The sequence below is a fragment of the Acidovorax sp. GW101-3H11 genome (assembly GCF_001633105.1).
In the GTDB taxonomy this organism is placed as follows: Bacteria; Pseudomonadota; Gammaproteobacteria; order Burkholderiales; family Burkholderiaceae_C; genus Acidovorax.
Genome location: NZ_LUKZ01000012.1, coordinates 306,843 through 326,141, shown reverse-complemented (window position 1 = coordinate 326,141; position 19,299 = coordinate 306,843). Strand labels below are relative to the sequence as shown.

Below are 19,299 nucleotides of genomic sequence, written 5' to 3'. Positions count from 1 at the left end.
TTGCTGAAAATAGAAGTGAGGCTATACATTTATGTATGACTCAACCCCCTGCAGAATCGATCGGCTGGGAGCTGTACCGCTCCTTCCTGGGGGTGCTCAGCGAAGGTTCGTTGTCGGGCGCCGCCCGGGCCCTGGGTGTGACCCAGCCCACGGTGGGCCGCCACATCGCCGCGCTGGAACACGCCCTGGGGCTCACCCTGTTCACCCGCTCGCAGCAAGGCCTGCTGCCCACGGACGCCGCGCAGGCGCTGCGCCCTTACGCCGAGGCCATGCAGCATTCGGCCGCTGCCCTGGCACGGGCCGCCAGCGGCCATGGTGAGGGCGTGCGGGGCACCGTGCGTGTGACGGCCAGTGAGGTGATGGGCGTGGAGGTGCTGCCCCCGCTGCTGGCCCAGCTGCAGGCCCGGCACCCAGGGCTCACCGTGGAGTTGGCCCTGAGCAACCGCGTGCAGGACCTGCTCCACCGCGAGGCCGACATCGCCATCCGCATGACCGAGCCCCGCCAGGAGGCGCTCATTGCCCGCCGCGTGGGCGTGGTGGCGCTGGGCCTGCATGCCCACGCCAGCTACCTGCAGGCGCAGGGCACGCCCACATCGCTGCTCGACCTGGCGCACCACCGGTTGATCGGTTTCGACCAGGAAACCCCGTTCATCCGCGCCGCCCGCAAGGCGCTTCCCCCATGGCGCCGCGAAGGTTTTGCCCTGCGCAGCGACAGCGACCTGGTCCAGCTGGCACTGATCCGCGCGGGCGGCGGCATTGGCATATGCCAGGTGGAACTGGCGCGGCGCACGCCGCAGCTGGTGCGGGTGCTGCCACAGCAGTTCAATGCCGCGCTGGACACCTGGGTGGTGATGCACGAAGACCTGCGCAACAGCCCACGCTGCAGGCATACGTTTGATGCCTTGGTGGCGGGGCTGCTGCAGTACACGGGGCTGGCAGAGGAGGGGGCGGGCGTGGCGGCCTGACGGTTTTTTCTCTGCGGGGCCCACGTACCCAAACCCCGTATTTCGCAAGATGCGGGGGCCGGGGATACCCGCAGCGCCGCGAAAAGCACCTCAAGTTCGCTCAGGCCTGGCCGAAACATGGTCAAGCGCTGCCTGTGCTGCGCGCCACACAACAACACGAAAACTCTAGCGAGCGGACTGGGCGGGCAATCAACATGGCTGCAACGATCAATACCAACATCAGCTCGCTCACCGCCCAGCGCAACCTGGGCATGAGCCAGACCTCGCTGAACACCTCCATCCAGCGCCTGTCGTCGGGCCTGCGCATCAACAGCGCCAAGGACGACGCTGCGGGACTGGCCATTTCTGAGCGTTTCACCAGCCAGATCCGCGGCCTGAACCAGGCGGTTCGCAATGCCAATGACGGTATCTCCCTGGCGCAGACGGCTGAAGGCGCGCTCAAGGCCTCCGGCGACATCCTGCAGCGGGTGCGCGAGCTGGCGGTGCAGTCGGCCAATGCCACCAACAGTGCGGGCGACCGCCAGGCGTTGCAACAGGAAGTCGGCCAGCTGGTGTCCGAACTGGACCGCATCTCGCAAACCACGGAATTCAACGGCTCCAAGCTGCTGGACGGCACCTTTGGCACACAACAGTTCCAGGTGGGTGCCAATGCCAACCAGACCATCGTGGCGGCCACCGCCAACCTGCGCACCAGCGTGTATGGCAATAACCAGAACGCTGCGTCCAATGGCGCGGGCGCAGGGGCGAATGGTCAAGGACTCGGTAGTGCGCCGGTCAATGGTGTCTCCGCAGGGACTGTAGCCCTCAGTGGTTACCTGGGTACGGGCACTGTTTCAGTGGCTTCCACTGCAGTGGCCAAGGCAACAGCGGACAGCATCAATGCCTTGAAGGCCACCACCGGGGTGACGGCCACTGCGAGCACCGAAGCGCGTCTGTATGACATGAACAACACGGGGGCCTACCGCTTCTTCCTCGAAGGGGACAACGTGGGGTCCCCAGTGAGTATTTCATTCACCCTGACCTCCACCACGGGCAATGACCGCTATTCCCCCGTGGTGGCTGCCATCAATGACCAGTCTTCCAAAACCGGGATCACGGCCTCGTTGAGCAGCGATGGTTCTCAGGTCATCCTGCGCAACAGTTCGGGCAACAACATCGCCGTAGGAGAGTTTCCCACCGGCGCAGATTCGGCCGGGGACGTGTGGGTGCAGGGCTATGACGCTGCAGGAAATGCGGTGGGAGGGGCTCAAGTACTGGCCACACCCGGCTTGGATTTCCAGATATCTGTGGGGGGCTACATCACCCTCGACTCCGAGAAGTCCTTTGCGTTGACCTCCACTACCAACCAGTTTCAGACTGGCGGGTCTCGGCTTCAAACCGTGGCGGCTCTGGACGTGACCACGTTCAGCAATGCGACCAACGCGCTGAAAACCGTGGACTCTGCCTTGGCCTTCATCAACGGCGAACGCGCCAAGCTCGGTGCCCTGCAATCGCGCTTCGAAACCTCAATCAGCAACCTACAGGTGACGTCCGAAAACCTGTCTTCCTCGCGCAGCCGCATCCTTGACGCCGACTTTGCCGCAGAAACTGCCAACCTCTCGCGCTCGCAGATCCTGCAGCAGGCTGGCACGGCCATGGTGGCCCAGGCCAACCAGCTGCCGCAGGGTGTGCTGGCCCTGCTGCGCTAGCGCTGGCGCGGCCCTGCTTCTCACAGGGCCCGGGCGGGCGCCAGCCGGTGTCCTGCCCCTTTTTTCTCAGCCCTGGTCCACCATCGTCTTGAGCCGACTGGGCGCCAGTGCTCCGGCCGATTCAAGGATGGGGTAGGCCACGGAGCACAGCAGCGAGTTGATGCGCTTGAGTTCGCTGATCAGGTCGATGTGCAGCGAGCTGGTTTCGATGCTGGGCACCGTGTTGTCGGACAGGCGCGCCAGGTGGGTGGCCGAATACGCATGCTCCAGGTCGCGGAAGCGGGCTTTTTCCTCCAGCAGCTTTTGTGCATCGCGCACGCTGCCGTTCAGGAACACGCTCATCGCCAGCCGCAGGTTGTCGATCAGGCGGGCGTGCAGCTCGTTGATCTCTTCCATGCCCGCTTCGGAGAACTGGCGGCCCTTCTTGATCTTCTTGTCCTCGATGTCGATCAGCACGCGCTCGATGATGTCGCCGATCTGCTCCATATTGATCGTGAAGCTGATGATGTCGGCCCAGCGGCGGCCCTCGCGCTCGTCCAGGGCCTCGCGCGAGATCTTGGTCATGTAGTACTTGATGGCCGAGTACAGGCCGTCCACCTCGTCGTCAAGCTTGCGCAGGTCTTCGGCCAGCTGCAGGTCGTCGGTCTGGATCACCTTTTGCAGGCCCAGCAGCATGGACTCGACCACATCCGCCTGGTGCAGGGCCTCGCGTGCGGCGCACGAGATGGCCAGCGAGGGCGTGGCCAGGGCCGAGGGGTCCAGGTGCTGGGGGCGGGTGCCTGCGGCAGCCTGGGTTTTTTCGGTGGGCAGCAGCCGCTGCACGGTGCGGGCCACGGTGCCGGTAAGGCCAATGCAGACAATGCCCACAACCACGTTGAAAGCCAGGTGGAACAGCACCACCAGTGCAGCGGTCTCGGGCACATAGGGCCGCACATGCTGCAGCCACAGCCCGGTGAGTGGCGTCATGATGACCACACCAATGATCTTGAAGAACAGGTTGCCCAGCGGCACCTGGCGCGTTTGCACATTGGCCTTCATGGTGGTCAGCACCGCCAGCACGCCGCTGCCCAGGTTGGCGCCCAGCACCAGGCCCAGCGCCACGTCGGCCGGAATACCGCCCGAGCCCGCCAGCGCCGCCGTGAGCAGCACCGTGGCCAGGCTCGAATACGCCACGATGGCCAGCACGGCGCCAGTGAAGATCTCCAGCAGCAGGTCGCTGGTGAGCGCGCCCAGCAGCGTGCGCACGGTGGGCGACTGGGTGAGCACGGTGGTGGACTCGGTGATGAGCCGCAGCGCCAGCAGCATCAGCCCCAGGCCGATCAGTACACGGCCCACACGGCCCACGGCGGTGTCCTTGCGCGAGATGAACAGCACCACGCCCACAAAGATGAACAGCGGCGAGAGCCACGACAGGTCCATCGAGAACACCACCGCCATCACGCTGGTGCCCACGTCGGCCCCCAGCATCACGGCCAGCGCGGCGGGCAGGCCCACCAGGCCCTGGCCCACAAAGGACGACACGATGAGTGCGGTGGCCGTGCTGGACTGCACCACGGCCGTCACGCCGATGCCTGACAGGACCGCCGTGAACCGGCTGCTGACGCTGTGCGCGATGAGCTGGCGCAGGTTGGCGCCGAAGACCCGCAGGATGCCGGTGCGCACCAGGTGGGTGCCCCAGATCAGCAGCGCCACGGCTGCCAGGAGATTGAGGAGATGCTTCATGAAAACCCGTTGTTTCTTCTTCTTGTGACCTGCGCAGACTTCTGCCCGGCTCCCTCGGAGCCGGTACTGCGTTCATGACCCCATTGTGCGGCGCGTGGACGCGGTTGCGGTGACCCGTTGGCCTGTGCGGCTGTCGGCTCCCACGCTACACGCAAGAACCGCGCACACTGGTTTGTCACAAAACTGACATATAAGCATACTCCTGATTCCATAGCGTCGGCGCAGATGTCCATGCTGGGGCAGGGGGGCGTTGTGTTGGCATGCCCGCAGCGCCGTGGCGCAAAAAATAAAAAGCAAAAAGCAAAAAGCAAAAAGCAAAAACAAAACGGCCCGCGTGCTGCGGGCCGTGGTGTGCGTGAAGTGTTGGGGGGCTACGTCAGCGCTCGCGCCTCATCCGCAGCAGCTCATCCAGGATCAGGCAGACCGCGCCCACGCTGATGGCCATGTCCGCCAGGTTGAAGGCCGGGAAATGCCCGCCGTGGAAGATGCCCGAGAGGAAGTCCCAGTGGAAGTCCAGAAAATCCACCACGTAGCCATGCATCAGGCGGTCCACCACGTTGCCCACCGCGCCGCCCAGGATGCTGGCCAGCGAGAAGCAGAACAGCTTTTGCCCCGGGTGTGCGCGCAGTTGCCACACGATGAAGACTGTGGCCACCGCGCCGATGCCCGTGAACAGCCAGCGCTGCCAGCCCCCGGCATTGGCCAGGAACGAGAACGCCGCACCCGTGTTGTGCGCCCGCACGATGTTGAAGAAGCTGGTGATGACTGTGGAGTCGCCCAGCCGGTAGTTGTCCAGGATCAGCGTCTTGGTGATCTGGTCGGCCACCAGCAGAACCACAGCCCAGGCCAGCCAGACCCAGATGCGCGGGCCGTTGCGTGCGGTGGTGCTCGCCATTACGCGTGGCCCCGGCGCTCGCCGCTGCCGAACAGGTTGCTGGTGCAGCGGCCGCAGATGGTGGGGTGTGCGGCATCGCTGCCCACGTCACTGCGGTAGTGCCAGCAGCGCTCGCATTTGGCATCAGAACTGGGGTTCACGCGGATCTGTAGCTCGTTTCCAGCTACTAATTCGATAGCGGATGTGATGAACACGAACTTCAGGTCGTCGCCCAGGCTGGCCAGCAGCGCGTGGTCTTCTGGTGCTGCGGTGAGTTGCACCACGGCCTGCAGGGACGAGCCCACCTTGCCATCGGCACGCAGGGTCTCGATTTCCTTGTTCACCACGTCGCGGATCTCGCGCAGGCGCGCCCACTTGGCCAGCAGGCCTTCGTCGGCACCGGCCCCAACGCCAGCCACATTGCCGTAGGTCTCCAGGAAGATGGAGTCGGAGCTGCCAAACACCTTCCAGGCCTCTTCGGCCGTGAACGACAGGAAGGGCGCCATCCAGCGCAACATGGCGTGGGTGATGTTGTAGAGCGCGGTCTGCGCGCTGCGGCGGGCCAGGCTCTTGGGCGCTGTGGTGTACAGGCGGTCCTTGAGCACGTCCAGGTAGAAGCCACCCAGGTCTTCCGAGCAGTACAGCTGCAGCTTGGCCACCACGGGGTGGAATTCGTAGACCTTGTAGTGCGCGAGCACGGTGGCCTGGAACTCGGAGGCGCGCGTGAGCGCGTAGCGGTCGATCTCCAGCATCTGCTCGAACGGCACCGCGTCCTTGGCGGGGTCGAAGTCGCTCACGTTGGCAAGCAAGAAGCGCAGCGTGTTGCGGATGCGGCGGTAGGCGTCCACCACGCGCGCCAGGATCTTCTCGTCGCCCGCGATGTCGCCCGAGTAGTCGCTCGCGGCCACCCAAAGGCGGATGATCTCGGCGCCCAGCTTCTTGTTGATCTCTTGCGGGTCGATGCCGTTGCCGAGCGACTTGCTCATCTTGCGGCCCTGGCTGTCCACGGTGAAGCCGTGGGTCAGCAGGCCGCGATAGGGTGCGCGACCTTCCAGCGCCGAGGCCAGCAGCAGCGAGCTGTGGAACCAGCCCCGGTGCTGGTCATGGCCTTCCAGGTACAGGTCGGCCTCGGGGCCCGTGTCATGGTGCACGTTGGGGTGCGTGCCGCGCAGCACATGGCTGAAGGTGGAGCCGGAGTCGAACCACACTTCGAGGATGTCGGTGCTCTTGGTGTAGTGCGGTGCGTCGTCAGCACCCAGGATTTCTTCGGTCGTCACGCGGCTCCAGGCCTCGATGCCGCCCTTCTCGACGATATCGGCCGCCTGGTCCATGATCTCCATGGTGCGCGGGTGCAGCTCGCCCGAGTCCTTGTGCAAAAAGAACGGGATGGGCACGCCCCAGCTGCGCTGGCGCGAGATGCACCAGTCGGGCCGCCCGGCGATCATGTCGTGCAGGCGGACCTTGCCGTTCTCGGGGTAGAAGCTGGTGTGCTCGATGGCGTCCAGCGCGATCTGGCGCAGCGTCTTGGCCGGCTTCATGCCGGGCTTCGTGAACACGCCTTCGCCTTCGTCCATGCGGATGAACCACTGTGCGGCGGCGCGGTAGATCACGGGTGTCTTGTGGCGCCAGCAGTGCGGGTAGCTGTGCGTGATGTCCTTGGTGGTCATCAGGCGGCCTGCGTTGCGCAGGGCTTCGATGATCACCGGCACGGCCTTCCAGATGTGCTGGCCGCCGAACAGCGGGAAGTCCGCCGCGTAGGTGCCGTTGCCCTGCACGGGGTTCAGGATGTCGTCCAGCGCCATGCCGTGCGCGCGGCAGGAGTTAAAGTCTTCCAGGCCGTAGGCGGGCGACGAATGCACGATACCCGTGCCGTCATCGGCCGTGGCGTAGTCGGCCAGGTACACAGGCGAAAGGCGCTTGTAACCCTGGGTTCCGTCCTCGCTCTTCACGTCGTACAGCGGGTGTTCGAATTCCAGGCCGCCCAGGTTTTTGCCCAGGGTGGTGGCGATCACGCTGCCCGTGAGGCCATAGCGCTCCAGGCACGACGCCACCAGCGGCTCGGCCACGAGCAGGATGCGCTCGCCCGTGTCCACCAGCGCGTAGCTGATCTCGGGGTTCAGGTTCAGCGCCTGGTTGGCCGGAATGGTCCAGGCGGTGGTGGTCCAGATGACCACAAACGCGTCCTTGGCCAGTGAAGGAAGTCCGAAGGCAGCGGCCAGCTTGGCGGGCTCGTGCGCCTTGAAGGCCACGTCCAGCGTGGTGCTCTTCTTGTCCTGGTACTCGATCTCGAACTCGGCCAGCGACGAACCGCAGTCAAAACACCAGTAGACAGGCTTGAGGCCCCGGTACACAAAGCCGCGCTCCATCACGCGCTTGAAGGCGCGGATTTCGCCCGCCTCGTTGGCGGGGTTCATGGTCTTGTAGGGGTTGTCCCATTCGCCCAGCACGCCCAGGCGCTTGAAGTCCACCATCTGCTGCTCGATCTGCTCGGTAGCAAATGCGCGGCTCTTGGCCTGCATGTCATCGCGGCTCAGGTTGCGGCCGTGCTTCTTTTCGATGGCGTTTTCGATCGGCAGGCCATGGCAGTCCCAGCCGGGCACGTACAGCGCGTCAAAGCCTTCCAGCTGGCGCGCCTTGGTGATCATGTCCTTCAGGATCTTGTTGACCGCATGGCCCATGTGGATCTGGCCGTTGGCATAGGGCGGGCCGTCGTGCAGGATGAACTTGGGGGCACCCCGGCGCGCGTCGCGCAGGCGCTTGTAGGTGCCCTGGTCTTCCCATTCCTTCACCCAGCCCGGTTCGCGCTTGGGCAGGTCGCCGCGCATGGGGAAGGGGGTGTCGGGCAGGTTCAGCGTGCTGCGGTAGTCCGTGGAGGGAGTGCTGGCGTTGTCGTCGGACATGAGGGAGCCTTAAAAACGGGGCATTCCGGGGCAAGGCCCGGAGCAAAAACGGGGTTGGAGCGCTAAAGATGACGGGCCCGTCAGGCGGGCGCTGCGCGAAGCAGCTCCCTCAAATTCGGTCGCGGGTGGTCTGGCGCCGGGTTTCGGTGTGGTTGTGTGCCTGGGCCGAGGCAAAGTAGGCACGCGCATCGGCGCAGTCTTTGGCGATGCCCTGTGTCAGGGCGTCCAGACCGTCGTATTTCAGCTCGTCGTGCAGTTTGTGTAGCAGTTCCACGCGCACGATTTTACCGTACGCCCCCTCAGGGCCCAGATCGGCAGGCCACTGCAGGCAATGGGTTTCCAGCAGCACACGGCCACCGTTCACGTCGTTCGGGTCCAGCGAAGGGCGCACGCCCAGGTTGGCAACACCCGGCAAAGGCCCGGCGGCGAGGCCATGCACCAGCACCGCAAAGATGCCGCTGGCAGCGGGCTTCCAGTGCGCAAACCGCAGGTTCAGGGTACGAAAGCCGTCGCCGGCCCCACCAGCGGTGGCGCCCAGCTCACGCCCCAGCTTGCGGCCATGCACCACATGGCCGCTGATGGTGTAGGGCCGCCCCAGCAGGCGTGCAGCGGCTTCCATGTCGCCTGCGGCCAGGGCCTGGCGCACGGCGGAACTCGATACCCGCAACCCATGCACTTCGTAGCTGTTCATGCGCGCCACGTCAAAGCCCTTGGTTTGCCCCGCCGCATCCAGCATCGCGTAGTCGCCTGCGCGCTGGCGGCCAAAGCGGAAGTCGTCGCCCACCAGCACATACCGGGCGCCCAGGCCGCGCACCAGCACTTCGTCGATGAACGCTTCGGGCGACTGGGCGGCCAGCCGGGCATCGAAAGGCAGCACCACGGTCTGCTGCACACCGCAGCGCGCCAGCTCGGTCAGCTTGTCGCGCAGGGTGCCCACGCGCGCGGGGGCGAGTTCCGGCTTGTTGTGAACCCCTGCAAAGTAGTCCCTCGGGTGCGGCTCGAACGTCAGCACGCAGCTTTCTACGCCCCGGTGTGCAGCCTCGCTGTTCAGCAGGGCCAGCATGGCCTGATGGCCCCGGTGCACGCCATCGAAATTGCCGATGGTCAGCGCACAGGCATTGGCAATGCCAGGGTGGTGGAAGCCGCGAAAGATCTTCATCGGGTTGTTATCTTTTTGATAGCAGCATGCGCAGGTCCATCAAGCGCAGGACGCCAATTTGTCATGAAAACGGAGTATATTGTGACCCACGGCTGGCCCCGCGCAGGGCTGCCCGCGAGACATCTGCGTTCCGATCCTTGTGTACTTTGTGTTCCAGGAGGCGTGTTTTGAAGGTCTTGAAGCTGTCAGCCCAAGGGCTGCCCCAATCGTGGATTTCGCTCGAACAGGCGGTGATTCATTACGCCGCTGGGGAAGTGCGCTGGGAGTCCGGCGCCCAGATCGCCCGGTTCCGCGGGGGGCACAACGCCATATCAGGCGAACAGTCGGTGATCGCCATCAACAGCATCATCGGCACCAAGGGCGTGCCCAGCATCAATCCGTTCGAGCTCAAGCCCAGCTTGACCAACAGCAAGCTCTTCGCCCGCGACCGCAATGTGTGCGCCTACTGCGGCGGCCACTTCCACGAAGAACACCTGACGCGCGAACACATCGTGCCCTTTGCCCGCAACGGGCAGGACCACTGGATGAACGTGGTGACGGCCTGCCGCCCCTGCAACCACCGCAAGGGTCCGCGCACACCCGAGCAGGCCCACATGCCGCTGCTCTACACCCCCTACGTGCCCAGCCTGTGGGAGGATTTCATCCTGCGCAACCGGCGCATCCTGGCCGATCAGATGGATTTTCTGATGGCCCACGTCCCCAAGTCCTCGCGTCTTTTGGCGTAGAGCGGCCAAGACGACCCCGCTGGCGTCGTTGCTCCGTTTCAGTACTGTCTGCGACGGAGCGCCTAGCCATAAGGGCTGTCTTGACCGCTCTTGGTGGCGTGCTGCACGGAGCACAGGCTCCGAGCTGCGCCTATAACTTCAGTAAGTCAATTCCAGAAACACCAGGTGGCCGCTTGCGGCGGGCCAGGTTTGTCCCACCACCCGCTCGCCATTGAATTCGCCCGCAATGCTGCGCACGCCGCCCGAGGGCTTGACCTTGGCCGTCGCAACCCCTGCGCCCGCAGGCACACCCGCCGGTGCCGCCCCATCCAGCAACATCTTGTCGCGCGCCGGGTCCAGGTAGCCTCGGGGGCGGGTGAGGGTGACGATGGATTCGGCAGCCTTGTCCGCGTCGGCCATGCGTTCTGCGCGCAGGTGGATGAGGTGGCTGCTGCGGGGGAAGCCGCTGCGGTAGATGTGGGTGATGGCGTAGCCGGGCGCTGCAATCACGAACTCGGTGGGGGTGCCGGGCTGGATGGTCAACGGCCCCCACGCGCCGTCGGCCCCCACGGTCTTGCGCAGCAGTGGCGGGCCGCTGCGGGCGCCGGTGGCGGCGTCGGTGGCATAGACCTCCAGCTGGGCGCCTGCCAGCGGCAGGTTGTTGCTGAAGTTGCCGGTCTTCGCGTCGGCCGGGTCCACACCCAGGCCGGTGACCTTGCCATTCAGCACCACCTGCTTTTCTGCCGCGATGGTGGTGGCCTGCGGGGCCTTGCCGGTGATGAAGCGGTAGGTCGCTTCAAACGCGGCGGGCGAGTACGAGGTCTCGCGGTGGTCGATGCGCGGGATCACCACATTGGTGGCGCCCTTCAGCTCGGGCCCGGCTGCGGTCACATTGGTGGGCGTGCCTTTCTGGCCGATCCACAGGCCGTCGGGCTGGGCGAACTTGTCGTTGTTGTCCGAGCGGATGGTCATCCATTTCACCGGGCCGCTGACTTCGTCACCAGCGGCGTTTTTGGGGGCGTTCAGGCCCTTGAGGAACGGGCCCGTGCCCGAGAACTCGCTGCCTTCGCGCACCCCGGGGGTGGCCCACACGCCATGGTTGGGGGTGCCGCCCAGGATGGCGTGGCTCACGGTTGCAGCGCCACCGCCGTTGTAGATGTAGTTGCGGATGGCATTGCCGCCGCGCGAGTTGCCGACCAGCACCACCTTGCTTGCGCCCGTGGCTTTGAGCACCTTGTCCACTTCGGCCTGGAGGTAGGCCATGTGTTCTGCGGTGGACGTGCGGCCCGCCTGGGGCTTGGTGTCGTCATCGCGAGAGAGCGGGTAGGGCAGGTCGATGGCGTGCAGGCGCTCGCGCGGCCAGCCGTTGGATTCGAAGCGCCACACGGTGGTCTGCCACAGCGCGGCGGTGTCGCCATTGCCGTGCACAAAAACGATGGGAGGTGCCTCGGCCAGGCCGGGGCTCTGGGTGGCACAACCGGCGAGGGCCAGAGTGGCTGCCGCAGCAGCGGTGGCGAGAAGCAGGGATCGGCGTTGCAGCCACAGCGTATTCATCGGAAGGTCTCCTGAAAGAAAAAATGCCCGTGAGCCGGTCAGCCCACGAGCATTGCACAAGTGCGTGACAGCCCCGGTTTATGCAAAAACGCCAGCGGTGTCCTGCATGCGGGCCGACACCTCGCCCAGGTGGTGCAGGGTGTCGCCAAAAGTCATCTCCAGCTGCGTGAGCTTCTTGAAATAGTGGCTGCCGATGTATTCGTCGGTCACGCCGATGCCGCCATGCAGTTGCACCGACTGCTGGCCTACGAAGCGCATCGATTGGCCCAGTTGCACCTTGGCGCGGGCCATGGCGGCGCGGCGTTCGGCCGCAGGGGCGCCGAGCTTGAGGCTGGCGTAGTAGCTCATCGAGCGGGCCAGTTCCAGCTGCATCTTCATGTCGGCCACGCGGTGGCGCAGCGCCTGGAAGCTGGCGATGAACACGCCAAACTGCTTGCGCTGGTTCATGTACTCGACGGTGAGCGCCACGGTCTTGTCCATCACGCCCACGGCTTCGGCGCAGGTGGCGGCGATGCCGGTGTCCACGGCCAGTTCCAGCGCGGCCAGGCCGTCGGTGGTGATGAGCGTGGCAGGCGCATTGGCCAGCTGCACTTCGGCAGCGCGGCTGCCGTCTTGTGTGACGTAGCCGCGTGTGGTGACGCCAGCGGCTGAGCGTTCCACGAGGAAGAGGGCGATCTTGCCGTCCAGCTGCGCAGGCACGATGAAGGCGTCGGCCTGGTCGCCAGCGGCTACTATGCTTTTTGTAGCTGTTACGGCATATCCAGCGGGCGCAGAGGCCGCTTTTGCCTCACAAACGTCGAGGCGGTAGCGCGCCTTGCGCTCCTGGTAGGCCAGCACCACCAGCGCTTCACCGCTGGCCACGCGAGGCAGCCAGGCACTTTGCACGTCGGCGGGGGCGCAGTGCGATAGCACGCTGCTGGCGATAAAGGCCTGGGCGATGGGCTCGAGCACCATGCCACGGCCCAACTCCTCGGCGACCACCATGGCGTCGATGGCGCCCTGGCCCATGCCGTCGTGGGCTTCGGGCACGGTCAGCGCGGTCAGGCCCAGCTCGGCCAGCTCGCCCCAGGCGGCGCGGTCAAAACCGCCAGCGGCCACGGTGGCGCGGCGGCGCTCAAACGTGTAGCCCTTGTCCACCCACTTGCGCACGGCGTCGCGCAGTTGTTCCTGGTCGTCAGAAAAATCGAAATCCATGTTCTTGTCTCCTGGAACTTGGGATCAGCCGAGGACGGTCTGAGCCACGATATTGCGCTGCACTTCGTTGGAGCCACCGTAGATGGTGGTCTTGCGCAGGTTGAAGTAGGTGGATGCCAGCGGCGCGTTGGCGGTCACGCCGCCGGGGAAGTTGCCTTGCCAGCCGGCCTCCATGGCCTCTTCGATGAAGGGCAGGCTGAACGGGCCAGCGGCCAGCATCATCAGCTCGGCATAGCGCTGCTGGATCTCGCTGCCCTTGATCTTGAGCAGGCCCGCGATGTCGAGCGAGTTCTTGCCGCTCTTCTCGGCCGACAGCACGCGCAGCACCAGCATTTCCAGCGCCACGATGTCCACTTCAAGCAGGGCGATCTGGTCACGGAAGCGCTGGTCGTCCCACACACCTTCGGTCTTGGCAATGCGCTTCAAGCGCTCCAGTTCGCGCTTGCTGCGGTTCACGTCGGCGATGTTGGTGCGCTCGTGGCTCAGCAGGTGCTTGGCGTAGGTCCAGCCCTTGTTCTCTTCGCCGATCAGGTTTTCGGCGGGCACTTCGACGTTGTCGAAGAACACCTCGTTCACTTCGCACTCGCCGTCCAGCAGCTTGATGGGGCGCACGGTGACGCCCTTGGACTTCATGTCCAGCAGCAGGAAGGAGATGCCGGTCTGCGGCTTGCCTTCGTTGCTGGTGCGCACCAGGTTGAACATCCAGTCGCCGTGCTGGCCCAGCGTGGTCCAGGTTTTCTGGCCGTTGACGATGTACTTGTCGCCCACGCGCTCGGCGCGGGTCTTGACGCTGGCCAGGTCCGAGCCCGAACCGGGTTCGCTGTAGCCCTGGCTCCACCAGACTTCGCCGCTGGCGATGCCGGGCAAAAAGCGCTTTTGCTGCTCGGCATTGCCGAACGCCATGATCACCGGGGCCACCATCACGGGGCCGAAGGGGATGATGCGCGGCGCGCCAGCCAGCGCGCACTCTTCTTCAAACAGGTGCTTTTGCACGGCCGTCCAGCCGGGGCCGCCAAACTCTTTGGGCCAGCCAAAACCGAGCCAGCCCTTTTTGCCCAGGATCTTGGCCCAGCCCTGCATGTCTGCACGGGTCAGGCGCAGGGCGTTGTGCACTTTGTGCGAGATGTCCTGGGGCAGGTTGGCGTGAACCCATGCGCGAACTTCGTCGCGGAAGGCCTGTTCTTCGGGGGTGAATGCGAGATCCATGCGGCTTGTCTCCTGAGAAGTCCTGTTTGTAGCACGGTCGTTCGTTTTATTCCTGTCCGGGTGGCGACATCGCCCCGGGCTCTGCGGCCATGCCCAGCTCTGCGCACAGCCGCTGCACGGTGGCGCGGAGGCGGGCCACCTCGGCCTCCAGCGCGTCCACGCGGGCCTGCAGGGCGGGGGACGGCCCTGCGGCGCCGGTGCCCGGCTGGGGGGCGTGGCTGCTGCTGGTGTCCACCGGCCCGCACATCAGGTGCGCCCAGCGTTGCTCGCGCGCGCCGGGTGCGCGGGGCAGCTGCACCACCAGCCGGCCGCCTTTTTCGGCGCTGCGCTCCTGCAGCTCGTCCAGAAACGCTTCGACCGAGGAAATGTCGGCAAACCGGTACCAGCGCTCGGCGTTGATGCGCAGCTCGCCCGCCGTCTGCGGGCCGCGCAGCATCAAGAGGCCCAGCAGCATGGCCGATTGCTCGGGCACGCCCACGCCACGCTGGAAGTTGTGCTCCCAGCGCGTGGTGCGGTTGCCGCTGCTCTCAAACGCCAGCGTCAGCAGCTTGAGCGAATCCAGCGCCTCCTGGGCCTCGGCGTCGCTCAGGTTCATCACCGGGTCGCGGCTGGTTTTCTGGTTGCAGCCGGTGACCAGGCCGTTGAGCGACATGGGGTAGCTGTCGGGCACGGTGCGGGCTTTTTCCATCAGGGTGGCGAGTACGCGGGCTTCGTGGGGGGTGAGGGGGCGGGTCGCAGGATCAAAAGGCATGGCTGGGATAATCCGTGGCAATTTATGAAGAACATCGTCATTCTGATCTCTGGCGGCGGCTCCAACATGGCCACCATCGTCCGAACTGCGCAGCAGGAGAACTGGGCCCAGCGCTACGGCGCCCGCGTGGCGGCCGTCATCAGCAACAAACCGGACGCCGCCGGGCTGGTGTTTGCGCGCGAGCAGGGCATCGCCGCCGAGGCGCTGGACAACAAGGCCTTTGCCAGCCGCGAGGCGTTTGATGCCGAGCTGGCCGCTACCATCGACCGCCACCAGCCCGCCCTGGTGGTGTTGGCCGGGTTCATGCGCATCCTCACGCCGGGGTTTGTGGCGCACTATGCGGGGCGGCTGATCAACATCCACCCTTCGCTGCTGCCCGCCTTTACCGGGCTGCACACGCACCAGCGCGCGATTGATGCAGGCTGCAAGTTTGCGGGCGTGACGGTGCACCAGGTGACGGCCGAGCTGGATGTGGGCCCCATCCTGGACCAGGCCGTGGTGCCGGTGCTGCCAGGCGACACGGCCGAGACGCTGGCGGCCCGGGTGCTGACCCAGGAGCATGTGATCTACCCCCGCGCCGTGCGGGCGCTGGTGCAGGCGCAGGCGCTTTAGAGCCCAGGGGATTTGTTTGCTATATTTTGTATAGCTAAAAAATCAATGTGGTTGCGCGGAGAAGGTGGTTTTCCTCAATTTTCGGCACGCATCTGATTTCCTGGTCGGGTCGTACCCACCCCCGCTGCGGCATGGATTGCGCCCGGCGCTGCGCCGCCTGTGCGCGCGACACGCGGTGGCCCGGCCCCGGCCGGCTTCAATCGACGGGCTTTTCCCCCTCGCATTTTTCAAAACGGGGCCGCAGCACGCCGTCGATGAGCACCTGCTCTTCAAACATGGCGGCGGGGCGCACCCACAGGCCGCGCTGGCCATACAGCGCGCGGTACAGCGTCATGGGCTCCAGCGTCTCGCTGTGGCGCACGGTGTCGATCACCTCGTAAAGCATGCCCTTGTAGTGGCGGTACAGCCCCGGGGGCGTGTGGATGAGTGCAGGCAGGTCGTCGTCGGTCATGGTGGTGGGGCGGGGGCGCGAGTGGTTAGGATGGCGGCTGATAAAAATCAAGCAAGAGTGAGGGACGTCCGTGGATCAGGCAGATTTTGTGCATCTGGTGCGCATGAGTGAGCATGCCAGTGCCGACAACAGCCGAGCGTACCGCCGCAGCGTGGCGGCGTTTGCGGCGCTGGGCTATGCGTGGGTGCTGGGGTGCCTGGCGCTGGCCGTGGGTATTTTGATGTGGGTGGTGCCGCAGCTGCTGCAGGGCCGCTTTCGTTTTGCGTTGGTGTGGGCCCTGCTGGGGGCGGGCGGGCTGCTCTGGGTCAGCCTGCGGGCCCTGTGGGTGCGGTTTGACGAGCCCGCCGGGGTGGAAGTGACGGCGCTGGACGCGCCCGACCTGTTCGAAGCCCTGGCGCGCATCCGCCGCAAGATCAAGGGGCCGCCGCTCCACAAGGTCACCCTCACCGACGAATTCAACGCCAGCATCCAGCAGCTGCCGCGTTTTGGCCTGCTGGGCGGCGCCGTCAACCACCTGAGCATTGGCCTGCCCCTGCTGATGGCGCTGGACAGGCCGCGCTTTTTGGCCGTGCTGGCCCATGAATACGGGCACCTGCGCGGCGACCATGGCCGGTTTGCCGCCTGGATCTACCGCACACGCCTGTCGTGGATGCGCCTGAATCACAGCCTGGCCGACGACGAAGGCCCGGTAGCGGCTGCCACCCAGGCCTTCATGCGCTGGTACTTTCCGCGCTTTTCGGCCAAGACCTTTGCACTGGCCCGCCAGGACGAATACGAGGCAGACCGCATTGCGGGCAAGCTGCTGGGCCGCGACGTGACGGCCGCCGCCCTGGCCGAGATCGAGATCCGGGGCGCCTGGCTGCAGGCGGAGTTCTGGGGCAACCACTGGTGTGTGGCGGCCGACAACCCGGTGCCGGTGGGCCCCTACCGCAGCATGCGCCGCCAGCTGGCCAAGGCCCCCGACGCCGTGTTTGCCAACGATGCGCTGCGCCAGGCGCTCAAGCGCCTGAGCAGCGTGGACGACACCCACCCCGGCCTGCGCGACCGCATGGAGGCGCTGGATGCGGCGCCCACCGTTCCGGACTGGTCGCGTGGCAACGCCCTGGCCCTGCTGGGCCCTGATGCCAAACGCTGGGTGACCCATTTCGACAAGCAATGGTGCCGCGACAACGCCACCGAGTGGAAGCAGCACCATGCCTGGCTGGGCCGCGTGCGCGCCCGCGCCGAGGCCCTGGGTGCCTCCACGGCGCAAAGCAGCGCTGCGGATCTGGTGGAGCTGGCCCGCCTCAAGCGCCACCTGGACCCGCATGCCGATGTGCGCGCCCTGTACGAGCTGGCGCTGGAGCGCAGCACCGATTACCCGGCCGCCCTGCGCGGGCTGGTGCCCTGCCTGCCCGAAGGCGATCGCGAAGCCAAGCTGGCGCTGCTAAACCGGGTGTGGGAGGCCGGCAGCAGCGACCGCTACTGGGCCGCACGCACGGCGCTGGCCGAGCTGGAAACCCCGCGCCTGGGGCTGGACCACGACGCCGCCGCGTTCAAACAGTGGCGCAAGCGCCTGGAACGTGCCCAGGAGTCGGAAGAGCGGGCCTGGGAGGAGCTGTCGGGCACCTCGTTCTTCAGCCAGACCACACGCAATGACCTGAGTTCTTTCGAGCTGGCCGAACTGCAGGCCGAACTGGCCCGCTGCGCCCCCCTGACCCGCTGCTGGCTGGTGCGCAAGAACCTGCGCGAACACCCGCAGCGCAGGGCCTACCTGGTGTTTGTGGAACTGCCGGGCATGGACGACGAAAGCCGCTACCACCTGTGCCGTGCGCTGGAGCGCAACCTGAGCCTGCCCGGCCCCGCATTGGTGCTGTGGGCGGGCGAATCGCCCACGCTGCAGGAGATCCAGCGCTCGGCGTTCGAGCCCATCTATACGCGGTGAGGGGGCTCAGATCCGTGCGGTTGGGCGGATTCAACCCCACGATGCAGGTCTTTGCCACTGGCGCGACCCAGGCCAGTGTCCCCGCGCAAGGGCCGCCCCGCCGCGCTGGGGGCGTCCCCCTCTGGGGGAAGGCGCCGAAGGCGACTCAGGGGGGCTTCAGGGTGGGACAATCGGGGGATGCATCCCAAAGTTCTTCTCGACGCCTGCGCCGAACTGGTCAGGCTCACCCTCACGTTTGAACACCCCGCCGATGCGGTGGTGTCGCGTTTTTTTCGTGACAACCGGGGCCTGGGGCCCCGCGAGCGTGCCACGCTGGCCGAAACGGTCTACACCGTGCTGCGCAAGAAGCTGCTGTTTGACCACATGGCGCCTTCGGGCTCGGGCCCCAAGGAGCGCCGTCTGGCCATCCTGGGCTTCTACGGCCCCCGCGATTTCCTCAAAGGTGCACTGACAGACCAGGAAAAGAACTGGCTGGACCAGTGCGATGCCGTCACGGTGGACGACCTGATGGAGCGCCACCGCCACAACGTGCCTGAATGGCTGGTCAAGCCCCTCAAGGACCAATTGGGCGATGGCTTCTGGCCCCTGGTGGGCAGCCTGGCCCAGAGCGCGCCGCTGGACCTGCGCGTCAACGCGCTCAAGGACAAGCGCGCCGATGTGCAAAAAGAGCTGGCCAAGGCCGGCATCAAGGCCCTGCCCACGCCGTATTCGCCCTGGGGCCTGCGCATTGACGACAAGCCCGCGCTGACCAAGCTGGACGCGTTCACCCGCGGTGCCATCGAGGTGCAGGACGAGGGTTCGCAGCTGCTGGCCCTGCTGCTGGATGCCAAGCGCGGCGAGATGGTGGTGGACTTCTGTGCGGGCGCGGGCGGCAAGACGCTGGCGGTGGGCGCGACCATGCGCAATACCGGGCGGCTGTATGCGTTTGACGTGTCGGGCCACCGGCTGGACGCGCTCAAGCCGCGCCTGGCGCGCAGTGGCCTCTCGAACGTGCACCCGGCCGCGATCGCGCACGAGCGCGACGATCGCGTCAAGCGCCTGGCGGGCAAGATCGACCGCGTGCTGGTGGATGCGCCGTGCTCCGGCCTGGGCACCCTGCGCCGCAATCCCGACCTCAAGTGGCGCCAAAGCCCGAAGGCGGTGGAGGAACTGACTGCCAAGCAGACGTCCATCCTGGCCAGTGCAGCACGCCTGCTCAAGCCGGGCGGGCGGCTGGTGTACGCCACCTGCAGCATCCTGCCCGAGGAGAACGAAGCGATCGCCGAAGCCTTCAGCGCCGCGCACCCGGATTTTGAGCTGCTCGATGCGGGTGAACTGCTGGCGCAGCTCAAGGTCGAAGGCGCCCAGGGCCTGTGCAGCGGGGGCGCGTCTGGCAGTGGTTATCTGCGCCTGTGGCCCCATGTGCACCAGACCGACGGCTTCTTTGCGGCCGTCTGGACCCGCAAGCGCTGAAGGGCGGGTTCGTCTGCACCAACTTGGGGATATGACCAGTTGGCGACAGATGAGCTGAGAATGCCCTCTAAATCAGCGTAAATCCTAGGGATGCCCCCTGTTTTTCAAAGGGGTGTCACTTTAAAATGGGTGGCCTGCTTCGC

15 protein-coding genes are annotated in these 19,299 nt (G+C 65.8%); 6 read left to right on the top strand and 9 right to left on the bottom strand.

Annotated features, from left to right (window positions below; genetic code table 11):
* Nucleotides 1-35 precede the first annotated feature (35 nt).
* Together A1D30_RS14060 and A1D30_RS14055 are read left to right on the top strand one after the other, a co-directional pair.
* Complete coding sequence (locus tag A1D30_RS14060) at nt 36-965, top strand: LysR family transcriptional regulator (RefSeq protein ID WP_063461332.1); 930 nt, start codon at nt 36-38, stop codon at nt 963-965.
* A gap of 194 nt (nt 966-1,159) precedes the next feature.
* Nucleotides 1,160-2,653 carry a flagellin gene (locus A1D30_RS14055; RefSeq protein ID WP_063461331.1) on the top strand — a complete coding sequence of 498 codons (1,494 nt, stop codon included), beginning with the start codon at nt 1,160-1,162 and terminating at the stop codon, nt 2,651-2,653.
* A 66-nt stretch (nt 2,654-2,719) separates the two neighbouring features.
* On the opposite strand, the gene A1D30_RS14050 is transcribed toward A1D30_RS14055, so the two are convergent.
* The 4 genes from A1D30_RS14050 to A1D30_RS14035 all read right to left on the bottom strand — a co-directional run bounded on the left by A1D30_RS14050 (nt 2,720) and on the right by A1D30_RS14035 (nt 9,308).
* A complete protein-coding gene (locus tag A1D30_RS14050) occupies nt 2,720-4,375 on the bottom strand; it encodes a Na/Pi cotransporter family protein (protein WP_063461330.1) in 1,656 nt (551 codons plus the stop codon).
* 376 nt (nt 4,376-4,751) lie between these two features.
* Entirely contained in the window at nt 4,752-5,270 is a 519-nt protein-coding gene (gene lspA / locus A1D30_RS14045) for a signal peptidase II (protein WP_063461329.1), read from the bottom strand.
* Nucleotides 5,270-8,149 carry an isoleucine--tRNA ligase gene (gene ileS / locus A1D30_RS14040; protein WP_063461328.1) on the bottom strand — a complete coding sequence of 960 codons (2,880 nt, stop codon included), beginning with the start codon at nt 8,147-8,149 and terminating at the stop codon, nt 5,270-5,272. The genes lspA and ileS overlap by 1 nt, the downstream gene beginning before the upstream one ends.
* Before the next feature lie 109 nt (nt 8,150-8,258).
* On the bottom strand, nt 8,259-9,308 hold the full coding sequence (locus tag A1D30_RS14035; RefSeq protein ID WP_063461327.1) for a bifunctional riboflavin kinase/FAD synthetase: 1,050 nt from the start codon (nt 9,306-9,308) through the stop codon (nt 8,259-8,261).
* Nucleotides 9,309-9,475: 167 nt separating this feature from the next.
* On the opposite strand from A1D30_RS14035, the gene A1D30_RS14030 reads away from it, so the two are divergent.
* A complete protein-coding gene (locus A1D30_RS14030) occupies nt 9,476-10,033 on the top strand; it encodes an HNH endonuclease (RefSeq protein WP_063461326.1) in 558 nt (185 codons plus the stop codon).
* Nucleotides 10,034-10,171: 138 nt separating this feature from the next.
* Here the strand turns inward: A1D30_RS14030 and A1D30_RS14025 are convergent, their stop codons facing one another.
* The 4 genes from A1D30_RS14025 to A1D30_RS14010 all read right to left on the bottom strand — a co-directional run bounded on the left by A1D30_RS14025 (nt 10,172) and on the right by A1D30_RS14010 (nt 14,717).
* Entirely contained in the window at nt 10,172-11,566 is a 1,395-nt protein-coding gene (locus tag A1D30_RS14025) for an alpha/beta fold hydrolase (protein ID WP_063461325.1), read from the bottom strand.
* A gap of 78 nt (nt 11,567-11,644) precedes the next feature.
* Nucleotides 11,645-12,760, bottom strand: coding sequence for an acyl-CoA dehydrogenase family protein (locus A1D30_RS14020; protein ID WP_063461324.1), 1,116 nt, complete (start codon nt 12,758-12,760; stop codon nt 11,645-11,647).
* A gap of 24 nt (nt 12,761-12,784) precedes the next feature.
* Complete coding sequence (locus tag A1D30_RS14015; RefSeq protein WP_063461323.1) at nt 12,785-13,966, bottom strand: acyl-CoA dehydrogenase family protein; 1,182 nt, start codon at nt 13,964-13,966, stop codon at nt 12,785-12,787.
* 46 nt (nt 13,967-14,012) lie between these two features.
* On the bottom strand, nt 14,013-14,717 hold the full coding sequence (locus A1D30_RS14010) for a YceH family protein (RefSeq protein ID WP_063461322.1): 705 nt from the start codon (nt 14,715-14,717) through the stop codon (nt 14,013-14,015).
* Between the two features lie 24 nt (nt 14,718-14,741).
* Between A1D30_RS14010 and purN the strand changes: the two genes are divergently transcribed.
* Nucleotides 14,742-15,329: a phosphoribosylglycinamide formyltransferase gene (gene purN, locus A1D30_RS14005; RefSeq protein WP_063461321.1), complete on the top strand. Its 588-nt coding sequence runs from the start codon at nt 14,742-14,744 to the stop codon at nt 15,327-15,329.
* A gap of 196 nt (nt 15,330-15,525) precedes the next feature.
* On the opposite strand, the gene A1D30_RS14000 is transcribed toward purN, so the two are convergent.
* Nucleotides 15,526-15,780, bottom strand: a complete 255-nt coding sequence (locus A1D30_RS14000; RefSeq protein ID WP_063461320.1) for a DUF1653 domain-containing protein — start codon at nt 15,778-15,780, stop codon at nt 15,526-15,528.
* Between the two features lie 70 nt (nt 15,781-15,850).
* On the opposite strand from A1D30_RS14000, the gene A1D30_RS13995 reads away from it, so the two are divergent.
* Nucleotides 15,851-17,704 (top strand): M48 family metalloprotease, encoded by a 1,854-nt coding sequence (locus A1D30_RS13995; protein WP_063461319.1) that lies wholly within the window; start codon nt 15,851-15,853, stop codon nt 17,702-17,704.
* Nucleotides 17,705-17,881: 177 nt separating this feature from the next.
* Entirely contained in the window at nt 17,882-19,156 is a 1,275-nt protein-coding gene (locus tag A1D30_RS13990) for an RsmB/NOP family class I SAM-dependent RNA methyltransferase (protein WP_063461318.1), read from the top strand.
* The last annotated feature ends 143 nt before the right edge of the window (nt 19,157-19,299 follow it).